The sequence below is a fragment of the Candidatus Nanopelagicales bacterium genome, from assembly GCA_037045355.1.
Taxonomy (GTDB): domain Bacteria; phylum Actinomycetota; class Actinomycetes; order S36-B12.
The window spans coordinates 157,301-174,317 of the sequence record JBAOHO010000029.1 but is presented as its reverse complement, the minus strand read 5'-3'; the positions used below and the strand labels follow the sequence as shown (position 1 = coordinate 174,317).

The window sequence follows — 17,017 nt, the reverse complement described above, 5'->3', positions numbered from 1 at the left end:
AACGAAGACCCGGGTCCGACAGTGGAATCGAACGTGCGGCAGGGCCCTCTGGCGGGGCTGAAGGTCGTCGAACTCAATGCCATCGGACCGGTTCCCATGGCTGCTGGGCTCCTGGCCGACCTCGGAGCCGACGTGCTTCGGATCGAGGCGCCCGGGCCCGGTTTCGACGCTGTGGATGTCGAGAAGGCGGTTCACCTGCGGGGCCGTTCCTCCGCACGGGTGAACCTGCGGGATCCGGAATCGGCTTCGGTTGTGCGCGACCTGGTGGCCCGGGCGGATGTGCTGCTCGAGGGCTTCCGTCCCGGCGTGCTCGAGAAGTTGGGGTTCGCTCCCGACGACTTGCTGGCCGACAACCCCGCTTTGGTGATCGGTCGCATGACCGGCTGGGGTCAGGACGGTCCGCTCGCCCAGCGCGCGGGGCATGACATGAACTACATCGCCGTGGCCGGGCCGCTGCGTCACTTCGCACGGCAGGGCGAACGCCCCGTGCCGCCGGTGAATCTTGTCGCCGACTTCGGGGGCGGGGCGATGTTCCTGTTGCTCGGGGTTCTGTCAGCTCTGTTCGAGCGGAGCCGGTCCGGCAGGGGTCAGGTCATCGACGCCGCGATGGTCGATGGGTCCGCATATCTGATGATGCTCGTGTACTCGCTGGCCGCGCAGGGTCTGTGGAACCCCGATGCGCCGGGGACAAACCTGCTGGACACCGGTGCGCCGTTCTACGACGTCTACCGGTGCGCCGACGGCGAGTTCTTGTCGGTGGGGTGCCTGGAGCCGAAGTTCTACTCGGAGTTCCTCGAGGTTCTCGGTCTGGACGACACCGAGTTGCCGAATCAGTTCGATGTGGCCCGGTGGCCGGAGCTGCGTACGGCGTTCACCGACATCATCGCGACCCGCACCCGCGACGCATGGGACGACGCGTTCCGCGGAACCGACGCCTGCACTTTCGGGGTCCGATCCATGGTGGAGGCGAGTGAAGACCCCCACCTGAAGGCACGCGGCACGTTCCTGCCCGACGAGCCGTTGCAGCCCGCTCCCGCCCCTCGGTTCTCGCGTACACCGGGGCAGGCCGTGCCGCGCTCGGAGTTCGGGCACGGAGCCGCTGCCCTCGAGGCGTGGGGAGTCCCGGCGGAGTTGGCAGAACGCACGGCACTGCCGCACTCCTGACTGGCAACTGTCACCATGGTCCCCATGTCCGAGAACTCCGCTCCCGCATTGCCCGAACACCCCACCATCGCCGTCCTCGGCGGCACAGGTGATCAAGGTCTGGGACTGGCCTACCGCTGGGCTCGCAGCGGTCTGCCGGTCCTGATCGGCTCCCGGGACCGCGAACGTGCCGAGGCCGCGGCCGCACAGGTGGGGCACGGCGTGATCGGAGGCACCAACGACGACGTGGCGGAACGTTGTGACGTGGCACTGGTGGCGGTGCCCTGGGCAGGACATGCGCCGTTGCTGGAGTCACTGCGGGAACCGCTGCGGGACAAGTTGGTGATCGACTGCGTCAATCCGCTCGGATTCGACAAGCAGGGTGCTCATTGTCTCGACGTCGCCGAGGGGTCGGCGGCGCAGCAGGCGCAGGCCCTGCTGCCCGACAGCGTCGTCGTGGGGGCCTTCCACCATGTCAGCGCCGTCCTGCTCCAGGACCGGGATCTCGAGTCTGTGCCCGACATGGACATCTTGGTCCTCGGTGACGTGCGGGCCGCGACCGACGCCGTGCAAGAGCTGGCCGACAGAATCCCCGGGCTGCGGGGCATCTACGGTGGCCGTTTGCGCAACTGCGGACAGGTCGAGGGCCTGACCGCCAACCTGATCTCGATCAACCGTCGCTACAAGACCCACGCCGGAGTTCGCATCACCGACGTGTAGCGGTGCTGCTTCACGTGTAGCGGTGGTACGTCAGTTGTGCGTCAGTTGTACGAATGGTCGAGGTCGGGGTACTCACCTGAGACGACATCGGCGGCCCAGGTCTGGACTGCGGTCGTCATGATGCCGCGCAGGTCCGCATATGGCTTGACGAACTTCGGCGCGCGTCCCGGGGTCAGACCCAGCAGGTCCTGCCAGACCAGGACCTGGGCGTCAGTGCTGTTGCCCGCTCCGATGCCGATGGTGGGGATGTCGAGCTCCTTCGTGACACGCTCGGCGAGGTCGTGAGGGACCACCTCCAACACCACGGCGAACGCGCCCGCTTCTTGGACGGCGAAGGCTTCATCGAGCAGAACATGGCCGGCTTCGCCGCGCCCTTGCACCTTGTAGCCGCCGATCGTGTTGACGGACTGAGGGGTCAGCCCGATGTGTGCCATCACCGGAATCCCAGCCTCGACGAGTGTCTGGATCTGCGGGACGACGCGCACACCTCCTTCGAGTTTCACGGCGTGAGCTCCGGCCTCTTTCATGAAGCGCGTGGCGGAACGCAGAGCCTGCTTGGGCCCCTCCTGGTAGGAGCCGAAGGGCAGGTCGGCCACGACCAGGGCGCGAGTGGTGCCGCGCACGACGGCGGAAGTCAGCGGGACCAGATCATCGACGGTGATGGGCAGCGTGGTGCTGTGGCCGTGAACGACCATGGCAGCGGAGTCTCCGACGAGCAGCACCGGGATTCCGGCCTCGTCGAGCAGTCCGGCGACCATGGCGTCGTAGGCGGTGAGCATCGGCCACTTCTCACTGGCCTCCTTGGCCTTCGCCAGATCGGTGACGGTGATGCGCCGGTTGGTGATGCCGCCATAGACAGAGACGGATGCGGATGTGTCGGACATGGTGATCCTCCAAATCGTCGACGCCACACACGGGTCGCCGCGACGAGGCCATCGTCCCACCCGCGACCGGCCGGTGGCCAGACTCCCAATGTGACGTGGGTCACGCTGACCGAATATTCCCGAATGGCATGATCCGGCTTCCTCGAGCAGTGCCTGCCAGCGCGATCTCACCGGGCTGGTGGCGTGCCGTAGCCTTGGTCGACGCGAAACCGAGGTTCACATGGCCGCTGCCGACGAGACCGCACCCGCCGCAGGTGGCGACTGGATGACCAGCGGGGAAGGCCATCCACGGCGCTGGGCGATTCTCGCCGTGTTGGTGGTGAGCCTGCTCGTGGTGGTGCTCGACAACACGGTGCTGAATATCGCCCTGCCAACCATTCAAGACGATCTGCAGGCCACGCAGAGCGAGTTGGTGTGGGCCATCGACTCCTACATCTTGGTGTTCGCCGCGCTGCTGTTCACCTGGGGTGTGCTGGGCGATCGGTTCGGCCGCAAGAAGATCCTGATCATCGGTCTCATCGTGTTCGGGCTCGCGAGCGCCGCATCCGCATTCGCGCCGACCCCGATGTGGCTGATCGGGACCCGCGGTCTGATGGGTGTCGGCGGAGCCGCTGTCATGCCCGTCACGCTGGCCATCATCACCGTGGTGTTCCCGCCACACGAACGCGGTCGCGCCATCGGCGCCTGGGCCGGAGCTGTCGGAGCGGCCGTGGCACTGGGCCCGGTCTTGGGCGGACTACTCCTCGAACATCCCGAGTGGTCCAGCTGGCTGACGGGTAACGACTGGGGCTCGGTGTTCCTCATCAACGTCCCAATCGTGATCGTCGGCCTCATCGGAATCCTGCGGGTTGTTCCCGAGAGTCGGAATCCCCATCCCCAGCAACTCGACCTCATCGGCCTCGTGCTGTCCTTCGTCGGCTTGGTTGCCTTGATCTACGGCATCATCCACGCATCCTCTGTCGGCGCGTGGATCGATGTCCAGGTGATCGGCCCCATCGTGGCGGGCATCGTGATCCTGATCGGTTTCCTCGTCTACGAGGCTCACAGCAGCCATAAGTCCTTCGATGTGGCGCTCTTCCGGAATCGCGGCTACGCCGTGAGTCTGTCGGCCGTGAGCTTGGCGTTCTTCGCCCTCATGGGCATCACGTTCACGCTGCCCTTCTACTTCCAGATCCTGCGTGGCTACTCCACGTTGCAGGCCGGTCTCGCGTTCCTGCCTTTCGCCGTGGGACAACTCATCGCCGCTCCACGCAGCGCCAAGATGGTCGAGCGATTCGGCTATCGACTCGTCATGACCGGTGGTCTTGTCATCGTCGCCATCACCCTGGCCGGGCTGACGCAGCTGAGGCTCGACAGCAACATTTGGCTGGTGCTCGTGGGCTTCTTCCTCTTCGGCTTCGGTATGGGCAACGTCGTCGCGCCCGCTACCGCGGTCATGCAGAACGTGCTGCCGTTGGCCCGGGCCGGAGCAGGGTCCGCCGTGCAGAACACGGTGCGCCAGGTGGCAGGCGCCCTCGGTGTGGCGGTTGTCGGTACGGTCTTGGGCACCCAGTACGCCAACAACGTCGCGCCCGTGTTGTCGGGCCTGCCGCCGCAGTTCCCTGATGCCCAGGCCGAGGAATCCATCGTGGCTACGGACGCGATTCTCACAGCCGCGAGCCAACAGGGTTTGGCAGCTCCGAGTCAGATCGAAGTGATCCGGCAAGGGGCTTTCGACGCGTTCCTGACTGCCTCACACACCACCATGATCCTGAGCGCGATCATGGTGATCGTCGCCGCGCTGCTGGTGGGCTTCGGGCTCCCGGCGATCTCGCCACCGCAAGCCCGCGACGCCAGCCCGCCAGACACCTGGGACGAGCCTGATCCTGAGGTCACCTTGGACGAGGTCGCACGCGAACAGCACCTGGAGTCGTCAACTACGCCGCTCCCGCCACCGACTGGTGATCGGTAGCCGCCGGTCGCGGCCGAACGCCTTCAAGCTCACTTTGGTGCCCGGCGGGTACTGCCGCCGCTTGTACTCGGCAGCATCCGTCAAGTGCAGCACTCTCTCGACCAGGTGGGCGTCGAACCCGGCTTCGATGAGGTAGTCCGCGCCCCGATCCAACTCCACGTAGTCGTCGAGCAGGTCGTCGAGCACCCGGTAGTCGGGCAGCGAGTCCGTGTCCAGCTGCCCCGGACGCAACTCGGCGCTGGGGGGTTTGTCGATGCTCGACTGTGGGATCGGCTCCGGGCTGCCGGTCGCACGAGCAACCGAGTTACGCCACCGGGACAGGCTCCAGACCTCGATCTTGGGCAGGTCCTTGATCGGCGCGAAACCGCCGACCGCGTCGCCGTAGATCGTCGAGTACCCGACTGAGAGCTCGGTCTTGTTCCCGGTCGCCAACACCAGGTGCCCTTCGGCATTGGACAGACCCATCAGGGTCACTCCGCGGACCCGGGCCTGCAGATTCTCTTCAGCGAGTCCGGTCAGGTGCAGAGAGGACTGAAACGCGTCGACCATGGGGGCGATGGGCACCGTGCGCAGTCGCAGTCCCGTGCGTTCGGCGGTCACTGCGGCATCGGTTCGCGAATGCTCCGACGAGTAGGCGCTCGGCAAGGACACCCCGTGCACATTCGCCGCTCCGACGGCATCACAGGCGATCGCGGCTACCAAGGCGGAGTCGATGCCCCCGGACAAGCCCAAGATGACCGACGCGAATCCGTTCTTGCGCACGTAATCGCGCAGACCGACGACCAGCGCCCCATAGACCTCCGCCTCAGCGGACAGGACCAGAAGGTCGGTCCCCGGCCCTGTGACGATGACCGGTTCGATTCCGATGACCTCGTCCACCGTGAGGTGAGGTAGTCCGGGCGCTGGGCCGGTGGGTTGCTCCGCGGGCGGGCCGGGGGTGTCGCCCTCGGCTTCTTGCGGGTCGAGGTCTTCTTGCGGGTCGAGGTCTTCTTGCGGGTCGTGGTCTTCTTGCGGGTCGTGATGGGCCGCCGGGAAGAGGTCTGCGACGAGAAGGTAGGGATGGAATTGCGGTGCCCGGGCGAGCAGCGAACCGTCTGGCCTGACGATCATGGAGTCACCGTCGAAAACGAGTTCGTCCTGCCCACCCACCATGTTGACGTAGGCCAACGTGCAGCCGGACTCCGCGGCGCGGCGCCGACACAGTTCCAGCCGGGCATCGTCCTTGGCACGTTCGTAGGGCGATCCGTTGATGACCAACAACACGTCGGCGGCCGATTCACGGGCCCAGGTGACGGGACCGCCGTCTTGCCAGAGGTCCTCGCAGATGGCGAGCGCGACCTTCGTGCCGGCGACGTCGATCACGGTCGCGCTCGTGCCCGGGACGAAGTAGCGGTACTCGTCGAACACGCCATAGTTGGGCAGATGGTGCTTGGCGTATCGGGCACTCACCTGACCACCGCGCAGGACCCACGCCGCGTTCAAGGGCGCATTCCTCGGCACCCCGAGGTCGCTGTCGACATCGGCCTGTCTGTCCAGGAGTCCCACCACGACGGTCAGCGCGCCAAGTCCTTCGGTGACAAGGTCGACGGCCAATCGTTCGGCCGCAGCCCGGGATGCCTGGATGACTGTCGAACGCAGCGCCAGATCCTCGATGGGGTATCCGGTGAGCATCATCTCGGGGAACGCGACCAGATCGACACCGGATTTGGCGGCGAGCAGACATGTCTCAAGCACGATGCGGGCGTTCCCGGTGATGTCGCCCACCGTCGGGTTCACCTGCGCCAAGGCGATGCGTAGATCGGGCACGGGCCAAGGCTAGTGCCCGCGGTGACGACTCCGCGCCGCCTGCCGAGGAGAGACGGGAGCGGTGGTCGTGGCTGTGAGCGAGACGTCGGGCAAGATGGCCCCATGGACAAGCAGACCGAGTTCGTACTCCGCACGATCGAGGAGCGGGACATCCGCTTCATTCGGCTGTGGTTCACCGACGTCCTGGGGACGTTGAAGTCCGTTGCTGTGGCACCTGCCGAGTTGGAGGGCGCGTTCGACGAGGGCATCGGATTCGACGGTTCGGCGATCCAGGGTTTCGCGCGGGTGTCCGAGGCTGACATGATCGTGCGCCCCGACCCGGGGACGTTCCAGATTCTCCCGTGGCGAGGGGATTCGCGCGGGACGGCCCGACTCTTCTGCGACATCCTCATGCCGGACGGCAGCCCCGCATGGTCCGATCCGCGCTACGTCCTCAAGCGCACGCTGGCCAAGGCGGCCGATCTCGGCTTCACGTTTTACACCCACCCGGAGATCGAGTTCTTCTTGTTCACCGAACCCCACGAGCCCGGAGGACCGCCGCCGGAGCCGATCGACCGATTCGGCTACTTCGACAACGCTCCCCACGGGGTTGCCCACGACTTCCGCCGGTCGACGATCACGATGCTCGAGTCCATGGGTATCTCGGTGGAGTTCAGCCACCATGAGGGAGCGCCGGGTCAGCAGGAGATCGACCTACGTTATGCCGACGCTTTGTCCACCGCGGACAACATCATGACGTTCCGGCTCGTCGTCAAAGAGATGGCTCTCGAGCACGGCGTGGTTGCCTCGTTCATGCCCAAACCCTTCGCCGAACATGCCGGCTCGGGGATGCACACTCACCTGTCCCTGTTCGAGGGGGACACCAACGCGTTCTACGAACCGGGCGCCCAGTATCAGCTGTCGAAGGTCGGCCGGGCATTCATGGCCGGACTGCTGGAACACGCCGTCGAGATCAGCGCTGTCACCAACCAATGGGTGAACTCCTACAAGCGCCTGCAGGGTGGAGGTGAGGCCCCCGCATGGGTGTGCTGGGGACACAACAACCGCTCCGCGATGCTCCGTGTGCCGATGTACAAACCACACAAGGGCGGCTCCACCCGCGTGGAACTACGGACACTCGACGCGGCCTGCAATCCGTATCTGGCTTTCGCGGTGATCCTCGCCGCCGGACTCAAGGGAATCGAGGAGGGCTACGAGTTGCCGCCCGGCGCCGAGGACGACGTGTGGGCCTTGACCGAGTCTGAGCGCAGGGCATTGGGCATGCGGCCACTGCCGGGCAGCCTGGGTCAGGCGGTCGACGCCATGGAAGCCAGCGAACTCGTCGCGGAGACACTGGGCGAGCACGTGTTCGACTACCTCCTGCGCAACAAACGTGAGGAATGGCGCGGCTACCGCCGTCAGGTCACTCAGTTCGAACTCGATCGCTATCTGCCGTTGCTGTGAGCGGACCGCGCACCACGACGGCAGGAGCGCTGGCCCGACTCGGGTTCCGCGAACCCGACCGCGCCGTCGTTCATCTGGCGACGGATCCGTTGGCGGGCGCTGTTGGTGACGACCTCCTCGCGGCGCTCGGAGCCGCGGCCGACCCGGATCTCGCTCTGTTGTCTCTGTCGCGCATCGTTGCGGTCTCGGACGACCCGCCGGCAGTGGTGCAGCTACTGAACGACGATCCGGAACTGCAACAGGGTGTGGTCGGGGTGTTGGGAGTCTCCGAGGCGCTGGCCGACCACCTCGTGCGCCACCCCGAGGACCTGTCGGAGATGGCCGGGCAGCATGCGGTTCCGGACCGGACCGCGATGATCGGTGAACTACTCGCCGAGGTCGGAGCCGAATCCGGTCCCGGAGGTCCGGTGGCGAGTGGGACCAGCCCCGACCCCGCTGCTGCGATCAGGAGACGCTACCGGGCAATCCTGTTGCGCATTGCCAGGGCGGATCTGGTCGGGGGAGCGCCGTATGACGCGGTGGTCGGCTGGTTGTCCGATCTGGCCGACGCGGCGTTGGAGGCGGCCTTGGCCGTGGCGCGCAGCAGGGTGCCGCATGCGGACAGTTGCCGGTTCGCTGTGATCGCCATGGGCAAGTGCGGGGCGCAGGAACTGAACTATGTCTCCGATGTAGACGTCGTGTTCGTGGTCGGTCCCGCCGCCGGCGCCGACGACGTCACGGCGACTCGCGTTGGTACGGCGTTGGCATCCGAGCTGATGAAGGTGTGTAGCGCCAGCACGCCCGAGGGACCGCTGTGGGAGGTGGACCCGGGACTACGTCCGGAGGGGAAATCGGGGGCGCTGGTGCGAACCCTCGACAGCCACCTGGGTTACTACGAGCGTTGGGCGCAGACGTGGGAGTTCCAGGCGCTGCTCAAGGCACGTGCCGCCGCTGGGGACATGGATCTGGGTCGCGCCTACACCGATGCCACCGCGGCATTGGTCTGGCAGGCCTCGGGGCGGGAGAACTTCGTCGAAGACGTGCAGGCGATGAGACGGCGGGTGGAGGACTCGCTCACCCCCAAGTCCGCGGAAAGGCAGCTGAAGTTGGGCCAGGGGGGACTGCGAGATGTGGAGTTCAGTGTCCAGTTGCTGCAGATGGTTCATGGGCGTGGGGATCCTCTCGTGCGGCTGCCGAACACCATGCGTGCGCTGGAGGCGCTGGCGACTTACGGGTACGTGGGACGTAAGGACGCCTCGGGGCTGGCGTCGGCGTATCGGTTCCTGCGCACCCTGGAGCACCGCCTGCAGCTGTACCGACTGCAGCGCATCCAGGTCGTACCGGATGCCGAAAGGGACATCCGGCGGGTCGCGCGTTCGCTGGGATTCCGCACCCATCCAGAGCGGCAATTCGACGATCAGTGGCGCGAGGTGCGGCGCGAGGTGCGGCGGCTGCACGAGAAGCTGTTCTACCGCCCACTGCTCGCGGCCGTGGCCCGGCTCGAGCCGGGCGAGGTGCGGCTCACCGAGTCGGCTGCGCGTGATCGACTCCAGGTCCTGGGATTCACCGCCCCCGACTCGGCTCTGCGCCACCTCGAGGCCCTGACGGCCGGGGTCAGCCGTCGAGCCGCGATCCAGCGGACTCTGCTCCCGGTCATGCTGGGCTGGTTCGCTGCCGGTCCCGATCCGGACGCGGCATTGCTGGGTTTCCGCCAGGTCAGTGATGCCCTGGGGGCGACGCCTTGGTACATGAGACTGCTGCGCGACGAATCGGTCGCGGCACAGCGCCTGGCCTCGATCCTAGGGGCGAGCCGATACGCGAGCGACCTGCTCATGCGCGCCCCGGAGGCCGTCGCCATGCTCGCCGACGGCACCGATCTGGGCAATCGCACGCCCGCATCCCTGGAGTCGGAGGCGTTGGCGGCGGTTTCGCGCCGAGAGGACCCGGAAACTGCGATCGGCGCGGTGCGCGCGTTCCGGCGCCGGGAGCTGTTCCGCATCGCGGTCGCGGACGTGCTGGGTGAGTCCGATGTCGTCACCACGGCCGGGGGCCTGTCCGATGTCACGACCGCGACCGTGAGCGCGGCACTGCAGGCAGCCGTCACCGCAGTCGCCGGTGGGGACAAGCTGGGAGTGCGGCTCTTGGTTGTCGGAATGGGATCGATTCGGGGGAGCGGAGATGTCCTACGCCTCCGATGCCGACGTCATGTTCGTGCATGACGCGCTGCCCGGAACCGGCGAAGACGTGGCCACGCGTCAAGCGATCGCTGTCGCCAATGAGTTGCGTCGGCTGCTGGGACTGCCGTCACCCGATCCAGAGCTGACCATCGACGCCGACCTGCGTCCCGAGGGCCGCAACGGCCCCATGTCTCGATCCTTGGCATCGTGTCGCGCCTACTACGAGAAGTGGTCCGCGCCATGGGAGGCGCAGGCGCTGCTGCGAGCCCGGCCCGTGGCGGGCGACCCAGGACTCGGGGAGGAGTTCCTGGCCGCCATCGACCCGATCCGTTATCCCGCACATGGTCTGGCGGCGGATCACGTCCGGGAGATGCGCAGGCTGAAGGCGCGGATGGAGTCGGAGCGTCTGCCGCGCGGCGCTGACCCCGCTCTGCACACCAAGCTGGGTCCGGGTGGGCTCGCCGACGTGGAGTGGACGGTGCAACTGCTCCAGATGCAGCACGGAGCGACGATCGAGTCACTGCGCACCCCCCAGACGTTGCCCGCCCTCGAAGCCGCGGTGGCGTCCGATCTGCTCGATTCCGCCGATGCTGAGCAACTGCGGGCGGCCTGGATGCTCGCGACCGCCATCCGCAACGCCACCATGCTGGCCACGGGCCGACCCGCTGCCCAGGTCCCGACGGAGACCACTCTGCTGCGGACTGTGGGTTATCTGTTGGGGTATCGGCGCGGCGACAGTCAGGCAGTGGTGCAGGACTACCGACGGGCCACGCGCCGGGCCCGCAAAGTCATGGAGCGGGTGTTTTACGGCCTTTGATCAGTCGTTTGCGAGCCAGTGCGATCAAGGCGGCCCCGGCCAAGGCAGATCCGGCTGCCAGGGCCCACGCCCACGCCCATCCGGCGCTGACCGCGACCAAGCCGATAACCGGCGGTCCGATGAGCAACCCCAGCGCCACGCCGGTCTGTGTGATGCCACTGGCGGCGGCGGTTGCCTCGGGGAAACGTGCGCGCGACCGCCAGATGCACCAGTCCTGGCCATCCCCAACCGAAGGCGTTGGCGGCCAGTAGCCCGACAACAAAGAGCAGTGGCCACAGGGTCGACATCAACAGCCACCCGACGGCACCCATGACGCACAGCACAGCGGCCGCGGTGAGCGCCCCGCCGGACACTCGGTCTGCGCGCACGCCCGCTGCCAGTCGGACGGCGAGCCCAGCGGCACCGCCGGCCGCCACCATGAGTCCGGCTGAACCTTCGCTGAAGCCGATCGCGACCGCGGATGAGGCAGCGTGTGCTCCGATCGAGGTCGCTGCGACTACTGCTGCGACCAATCCGGCGCCCAGCAGCCACACCGAGCCCCGTTCGTCGCTTGAGACCGGTCGCTCCGCTCGGCCGAGGCTCGGAGCCACATGCCTCTGGAACCGCCAGCAGTGCCGCGAGCGCGACGGCCGCGGCGACCAGGTAGGCGTGGCGCCATCCAACTGTGAGGGCGATCGCCGGCACCGCCAACCCACCCAGCAGGATCGACAGCGGGATCGCCGACTGCTTGATCGCGTAGGCCAAGTCCGTAGCGCGCGGCTCGCACCCGGGCGGCGACCAGTGCATTCGATGCCGTTTGCCCCAGGGCGTTCGACGTACCTCCGACCAAGACGGCTGCCGCCAGCAGAAGCCGATTCGGCGCGGCGGCACAGGCGAGCAGGGAGACGACAGACAGGCCGGACGCGATCCGCATGGACGGTGAGATGCCGATCGTCCCGACGCGGGCACCCAGCGGAGCGCTGAGCAGCAAAGACATCACGGCGAAGCCGGCGAGGAGCCATCCGATCCCCGACGGGTCCAACCCCAGTTCCCGGCCGATCTGCACGGACATCGCCCCGGTGAGGAACAGCGGAAGAACTCCCGCCAGGTTGGTCGTGACCGCGACCAGTAGCGCCCGTCGGGCCGGGCTCAGAGTCAACGCCGGACGCAGACCGTACGCACTGCCCGGTCATGCAAGCCGCGCGTGTCCCGGTCCCAGACGACCGCGGGGATGACCAGGCATACCAACGCGGTGCGCACCATCAGCGGCAGGATGCCGAGTCGACCGCCGTCGACCCTGACGACGGCCACCTTGGTGATCCGTTGACCGAACGATGAGCCCATGAGCCACTGCAGAATGGTGGTCTGCCCAGCGAAGATCGCCAGGGTCAGCCAAGCGTAGCCGTCGGTGCCGAATCCGGCGAAGAAGCGGGCCACGATCATGGCGGCGCTCCAGTCGATGAGCAGTGCGATGACCCGGCGACTGACGGGGGCGATCGAGCCGGGACCGGACTCGGGAAGGCCCAGCCTCTGGCCGCGGAAGTCCTGGGTCGGCCCCATGACCTCGGGTGCTTCTCCCGGTGTCGTCAGCCACGACCCCAGAGCTCTCCTGTCCACGGGCCCCACGGTACCCGTCTGCTCAGGTGGCCGCAGAACGGGCGCGTCAGTCGGCGCAAGGGGCCGATCCGATACCGGCCTCTTCGCGCCACTCACGGATTCCGTAACGCTTCGGTAATCCAGTCTGCCTTTCGGCGCCCTATCCACCCGCGGCAGCAGAGGACTCCACCCGCGGCAGCAGAGGACCCCACCCGCGGCAGCAGAGGACCCCACCCGCATCGGCAGAGGACCCACCCGCGTCGGCAGAGGACCCCACCCGCGTGCAGCAGAGGACCCTACCCGCGGCAGCAGAGGACCCTACCTGCGGCAGCAGAGGACCCCACCCGCGGCAGCAGAGGTCCGAGGCCGGTCGTCGACTCCGTGACAAGGGCGAGACCAGTTGTCGTGGACTGAGAGCGAACCCTGGAGCACGTAACACGGGCGAAACACAAGGGACACGGGTGATTAATGCCCCCCGCCTACTGTCGCAACGACCAGGAGGGGGAAACTGGGCGGCGACCGCCCGGCTCGCTCCGGACACCTAGGAGGGTGAATGTTCAACAACGCAGACGAGGTATTGCGCTACGTCAAGGACGAGGACGTCAAGTTCATAGACGTCCGGTTCTGTGATCTGCCTGGCGTGATGCAGCACTTCAACGTGCCCGTGGCCAGTGTCGACGATGCGTTCTTCACGGACGGCCAGATGTTCGACGGGTCCTCGATCCGCGGCTTCCAGGCCATCCACGAGTCGGACATGAAGCTGGTGCCGGACCCCGTCACCGCCTTCGTCGATCCATTCCGGGCTGAGAAGACACTCGTCATGAACTTCTCGATCCGCGACCCGTTCACCGACGAGCCCTACTCCCGCGACCCTCGTCAGATCGCGGCCAAGGCGGAGAACTACCTGCGGTCCACCGGCATCGCCGACACGGCGTACTTCGGTCCCGAGGCCGAGTTCTACGTTTTCGACGACGTTCGGTTCGAGACCAAGCAGAACGCCGGGTACTACTTCATCGACTCGATCGAGGGCGCTTGGAACTCGGGTCGCGAGGAAGAGGGCGGAAACCGCGGTTACAAGACGCGGTACAAGGGCGGATACTTCCCCGTTCCCCCGGTCGACCACTACGCGGACCTGCGCGACCAGATGAGCCGCACTCTCATGGATGTCGGCCTCGAGGTCGAGCGAGCTCACCACGAAGTCGGTACCGCCGGCCAGGCCGAGATCAACTACAAGTTCAACACCCTGCTGCACGCAGCCGACCAGGTGATGCTGTTCAAGTACGTGATCAAGAACGTGGCCTGGGCCAATGGCAAGAGCGCGACATTCATGCCCAAGCCTTTGTTCGGGGACAACGGTTCCGGCATGCACTGCCACCAGTCGCTGTGGAAGGACGGCGATCCGCTGTTCTACGACGAGCTCGGCTACGCCGGACTGTCTGACACGGCTCGTTGGTACATCGGCGGACTCCTGGCCCATGCCCCTGCGGTGCTCGCGTTCACCAACCCGACCACCAACTCGTTCCACCGTCTGGTGCCCGGGTTCGAGGCTCCTGTGAATCTGGTCTACTCACAGCGCAACCGATCGGCCTGCATCCGCATCCCGATCACGGGGTCGAACGCCAAGGCCAAGCGCATCGAGTTCCGCGTGCCGGATCCGTCGAGCAACCCGTATCTGGCGTTCTCGGCGATGCTGATGGCCGGTTTGGACGGGATCAAGAACAAGATCGAACCCGTGGCCCCCGTCGACAAGGATCTCTACGAGTTGCCCCCGGACGAAGCCGCGGACATCCCGCAGGTGCCCTCGTCGCTGGAAGGGGTCTTGACAGCTCTCGAGGAGGATCACGACTTCCTCACCGAAGGAAACGTCTTCACGCCCGACCTCATCGAGACGTGGGTCGACTACAAGCGGGCCAATGAGATCGATCCCATTCGGCTGCGTCCGCATCCGCATGAGTTCGAGATGTACTACGACATCTGACAGATATGGCCCCGATCTGAGCGTGAAACCGTTCAGATCGGGGCCGTGGTCGGCCGGAGGAGTTAGGCTGCCATACCACCGCTACTCGGGCCCACCAATAGCTATTCGGGCCCACCAATAGTCGGGAGAGCCGATGCTTCGTGCCATCGCTGTGACAACTGCTCTGGCCACCGCCGCTGCGGTCGGGTCCACGGTGGGGGCCGATGCCGCCGCCCCGCCACGCCCGCGACCGCATCCAAGGTCGAAGCAGCCAATCACGTCGCCAGGGCGGGCTACGCGCCGCAGTGGGTCCAGTACCCCTATCTGGCCAAAGACGGCAACGGCAAGTTCAGCGTGGTAGCGAAGGTGTTCGTCGATCCCAAGCGGACCCGCGCAAGCAATGGTCTGCGCCAGGACCGAGTACGGATGCGCGTGGCCGTGGGCAAGAAGAAGTACACGTTGGTGAACAAGCCGCGATCGGTGGAGGTCTTGCCCGACAGCGCGCTGTTGATGCGATCCCACCAGAGCCGCAAGGTCGCGAAGCCCGGGGTGATGACCATGAAGGTGCCCCTGTCGAAGGGCGCCTCGGACAAGATGCGGGATCGTGGGTTCCAAGGTCGTCGAGCCGCAGTGGCGGTGTCCGTGAGCCACCGCAAGGACACTAAGAGGGGTGGATCTCCCCATGAGGTCACCCAAGTGAATGCGGGCCCCTTGGTCAAAGGCAAGTGGTCCAAGCGGAAGGTTCAGCGCGTGACGGCGGGAGCCATCGAGCAGCGCCAGATGCTGCGGCGTTCCCTGATTCACGGCACGCAGGTGGCTGACGGCAGTTACGCCTCTGAGCTCAACTCCAATACTCCCGTCTACAACAACATCTACGTGAACAACAACTCCCCGTTCCAGCAGCAAGTGACCTTCCAACCCGTCATTCAATGCATGTACGCGGCAACAGCCTCGGCGCCGCCCCCCGCTGCTGTCGAAACAGCCAACGCAGGCGACACCGTCCTGTTCGCCTACGCCCAGTACCCCAACTGGAAGAACGGGAAGTCACGCGAGACTCCCACCCCCAATGACCCCCCGATCGGGCTCTACGGGGCCGAGAAAGGCCTCAACGCCCCGGGGACGCAGGGAACTTTGATGACCGATCTCGTCAACTCGGGCAACGTTGCCGGGCAGCAAGCGGTCGATTCAGCTTTCAACCCACGCACCTACACCGGAGCCGGGATCGTGGGAGCCGTAGCCGCAGCCAGCGTACGTTTCGTCGTCTCCTTCCTCGAAGGTCTCAAGGTCGATACCTGCAATGAGACCTCCGAATACCCACAGCTGTTCGGAGTGACGACGGCTGTCACCGGCTTCGGGACGAACGGCGTGACGGATCCGACTCAAGCCGACTGGCCGCCAACGAATACCTGGGCCGGTAATCCCGCTGCCGGCAATCAGGGCGCTTTCACCGACGTGCCCAGTAGTGCGTTCATCGGTGGAACCCTGCAGCAAGCCCTCGGTGCGCAGACCAACGTCATGTACTACTGGAACGGTGGCGTGCCGGCTCCGATGGTCTCCCCGAACGCCTCGTCGAAGACCTACACGGGCGGCTCCGCCACATTCCAGGACGGACTGATCCAGTACGTCGGCCCCAACCCGGGATTCCCTGACGCCGTTGCCGTATGTGAGGGGGCCAGTGTTGATGTCGGTCCGTACTACTGCAACTACGGAGGTACCAACGAACCTCCTTTGGGCCAGATGGACATCCAACTCAGCTACCTGACGAATCCGCAGTACAGCTCCGGCTTGCTCAACGACGGCAACGCGCCGGTCATGAATGCGACGGTGGATTCGACTGGCGACTACACATTGCGCTGCGATCTGTCGCAGATGACGGCCTCCCTGACGACTCCTTTCGGGAACGGCGCTCCGACCACAGTCGAACAGAGCACGCTGGCCACCACCGCGACCAACGGCTCGGGTCAACTCCCGCAGAACGCCGACTGGTTGGTCAATTTCTTTGGCGTCACCGCCGATGGGCAGCCGGTCTACATCGAGGAATCGGTGTCCGAGGCCACCAACGGCATCAACACCCCCTACCTCGCTCCGAACGCCAACAACCAGCCCGTGTCGATTCAGGCGGCCTCGGCGGGCGGCAGTCAGGCAGTGGCCCTGGGAACCGTGACGGCGGCCAATCTGGAGGACATGGTGACCCCCGATGGCGCCGCGGCAGTCCCCGCCCAGTTCGGGTGCACCGCATCACCGACCGTCAGCCTGCCCGGGCTCAAGGTCAACGCTGCAACCGGCAGCCCCATCGCCACGGCATACGGGAACAACTGGCCGGTCCCCGTCACGATGGGAGCGGCCGGGGGCTGGCCTGCCGGGTACTACGAGTCGGCGCAATTGGGATTCCCGTTCAGTAGTTCGGAACCGTTCGACTTCAAGTGGCAAACACCGGTGACAGAACTCAACGTGACCTTCCAGGGGCCACCGCTGGGAGACGTGACTCCCGTGCCGCAGAGCTAGTCGGGTATCACGTCCGGTCTGGATGCGCCCGACCGGACGAGACGGGTAGCACGCGGGCTA

At 66.2% G+C, this 17,017-nt stretch carries 13 protein-coding genes; 8 read left to right on the top strand and 5 right to left on the bottom strand.

All coding sequences use genetic code 11. The annotated features are described in order from the left end of the window. The first annotated feature begins 21 nt into the window (after positions 1-21). Together V9E98_15945 and npdG are read left to right on the top strand one after the other, a co-directional pair. A complete protein-coding gene (locus tag V9E98_15945; protein ID MEI2718456.1) occupies positions 22-1,164 on the top strand; it encodes a CaiB/BaiF CoA-transferase family protein in 1,143 nt (380 codons plus the stop codon). Between the two features lie 24 nt (positions 1,165-1,188). Further along, on the top strand, positions 1,189-1,863 hold the full coding sequence (gene npdG / locus V9E98_15940; GenBank protein ID MEI2718455.1) for an NADPH-dependent F420 reductase: 675 nt from the start codon (positions 1,189-1,191) through the stop codon (positions 1,861-1,863). A gap of 41 nt (positions 1,864-1,904) precedes the next feature. On the opposite strand, the gene panB is transcribed toward npdG, so the two are convergent. Beyond that, positions 1,905-2,747: a 3-methyl-2-oxobutanoate hydroxymethyltransferase gene (gene panB / locus V9E98_15935; GenBank protein MEI2718454.1), complete on the bottom strand. Its 843-nt coding sequence runs from the start codon at positions 2,745-2,747 to the stop codon at positions 1,905-1,907. Positions 2,748-2,967: 220 nt separating this feature from the next. Between panB and V9E98_15930 the strand changes: the two genes are divergently transcribed. Next, positions 2,968-4,698 (top strand): MFS transporter, encoded by a 1,731-nt coding sequence (locus tag V9E98_15930; protein MEI2718453.1) that lies wholly within the window; start codon positions 2,968-2,970, stop codon positions 4,696-4,698. Here the strand turns inward: V9E98_15930 and V9E98_15925 are convergent. After that, positions 4,660-6,504: an NAD+ synthase gene (locus tag V9E98_15925; GenBank protein ID MEI2718452.1), complete on the bottom strand. Its 1,845-nt coding sequence runs from the start codon at positions 6,502-6,504 to the stop codon at positions 4,660-4,662. The two genes, V9E98_15930 and V9E98_15925, sit on opposite strands and share 39 nt — an antisense overlap. Before the next feature lie 102 nt (positions 6,505-6,606). On the opposite strand from V9E98_15925, the gene V9E98_15920 reads away from it, so the two are divergent. The 3 genes from V9E98_15920 to V9E98_15910 are packed head-to-tail and all read left to right on the top strand — an operon-like array spanning position 6,607 to position 10,920. Continuing rightward, on the top strand, positions 6,607-7,947 hold the full coding sequence (locus tag V9E98_15920; protein MEI2718451.1) for a glutamine synthetase family protein: 1,341 nt from the start codon (positions 6,607-6,609) through the stop codon (positions 7,945-7,947). Next, positions 7,944-10,145 carry a bifunctional [glutamine synthetase] adenylyltransferase/[glutamine synthetase]-adenylyl-L-tyrosine phosphorylase gene (locus V9E98_15915; GenBank protein MEI2718450.1) on the top strand — a complete coding sequence of 734 codons (2,202 nt, stop codon included), beginning with the start codon at positions 7,944-7,946 and terminating at the stop codon, positions 10,143-10,145. Before V9E98_15920 ends, V9E98_15915 begins: the two co-directional genes overlap by 4 nt. Beyond that, positions 10,105-10,920 carry a hypothetical protein gene (locus V9E98_15910; GenBank protein ID MEI2718449.1) on the top strand — a complete coding sequence of 272 codons (816 nt, stop codon included), beginning with the start codon at positions 10,105-10,107 and terminating at the stop codon, positions 10,918-10,920. The genes V9E98_15915 and V9E98_15910 overlap by 41 nt, the downstream gene beginning before the upstream one ends. On the opposite strand, the gene V9E98_15905 is transcribed toward V9E98_15910, so the two are convergent. From V9E98_15905 to V9E98_15895, 3 genes are read right to left on the bottom strand one after another with little or no spacing between them, the layout of a single operon-like run. Next, a complete protein-coding gene (locus tag V9E98_15905; GenBank protein MEI2718448.1) occupies positions 10,908-11,453 on the bottom strand; it encodes a hypothetical protein in 546 nt (181 codons plus the stop codon). The genes V9E98_15910 and V9E98_15905 overlap by 13 nt on opposite strands. Beyond that, a complete protein-coding gene (locus tag V9E98_15900; protein MEI2718447.1) occupies positions 11,417-12,058 on the bottom strand; it encodes a hypothetical protein in 642 nt (213 codons plus the stop codon). The genes V9E98_15905 and V9E98_15900 overlap by 37 nt, the downstream gene beginning before the upstream one ends. Then, the gene (locus V9E98_15895; GenBank protein MEI2718446.1) at positions 12,055-12,516 is read right to left on the bottom strand and encodes an RDD family protein; all 462 of its coding nucleotides are present in this window, start codon (positions 12,514-12,516) and stop codon (positions 12,055-12,057) included. Before V9E98_15895 ends, V9E98_15900 begins: the two co-directional genes overlap by 4 nt. 532 nt (positions 12,517-13,048) lie before the next feature. Here V9E98_15895 and glnA point away from each other — a divergent pair. Both glnA and V9E98_15885 read left to right on the top strand, forming a co-directional pair. Then, complete coding sequence (glnA, locus tag V9E98_15890) at positions 13,049-14,473, top strand: type I glutamate--ammonia ligase (protein ID MEI2718445.1); 1,425 nt, start codon at positions 13,049-13,051, stop codon at positions 14,471-14,473. Between the two features lie 405 nt (positions 14,474-14,878). Further along, a complete protein-coding gene (locus tag V9E98_15885) occupies positions 14,879-16,957 on the top strand; it encodes a hypothetical protein (protein MEI2718444.1) in 2,079 nt (692 codons plus the stop codon). Positions 16,958-17,017 lie beyond the last annotated feature (60 nt).

Coding starts and splice junctions, on each gene's coding strand:
- V9E98_15910 (MEI2718449.1), top strand. CDS start 10,105: ATGTCCTACGCCTCCGATGCCGACGTCATGTTCGTGCATGACGCGCTG.
- V9E98_15920 (MEI2718451.1), top strand. CDS start 6,607: ATGGACAAGCAGACCGAGTTCGTACTCCGCACGATCGAGGAGCGGGAC.
- V9E98_15930 (MEI2718453.1), top strand. CDS start 2,968: ATGGCCGCTGCCGACGAGACCGCACCCGCCGCAGGTGGCGACTGGATG.
- glnA (MEI2718445.1), top strand. CDS start 13,049: ATGTTCAACAACGCAGACGAGGTATTGCGCTACGTCAAGGACGAGGAC.
- npdG (MEI2718455.1), top strand. CDS start 1,189: ATGTCCGAGAACTCCGCTCCCGCATTGCCCGAACACCCCACCATCGCC.
- V9E98_15885 (MEI2718444.1), top strand. CDS start 14,879: ATGCGCGTGGCCGTGGGCAAGAAGAAGTACACGTTGGTGAACAAGCCG.
- panB (MEI2718454.1), bottom strand. CDS start 2,747: ATGTCCGACACATCCGCATCCGTCTCTGTCTATGGCGGCATCACCAAC.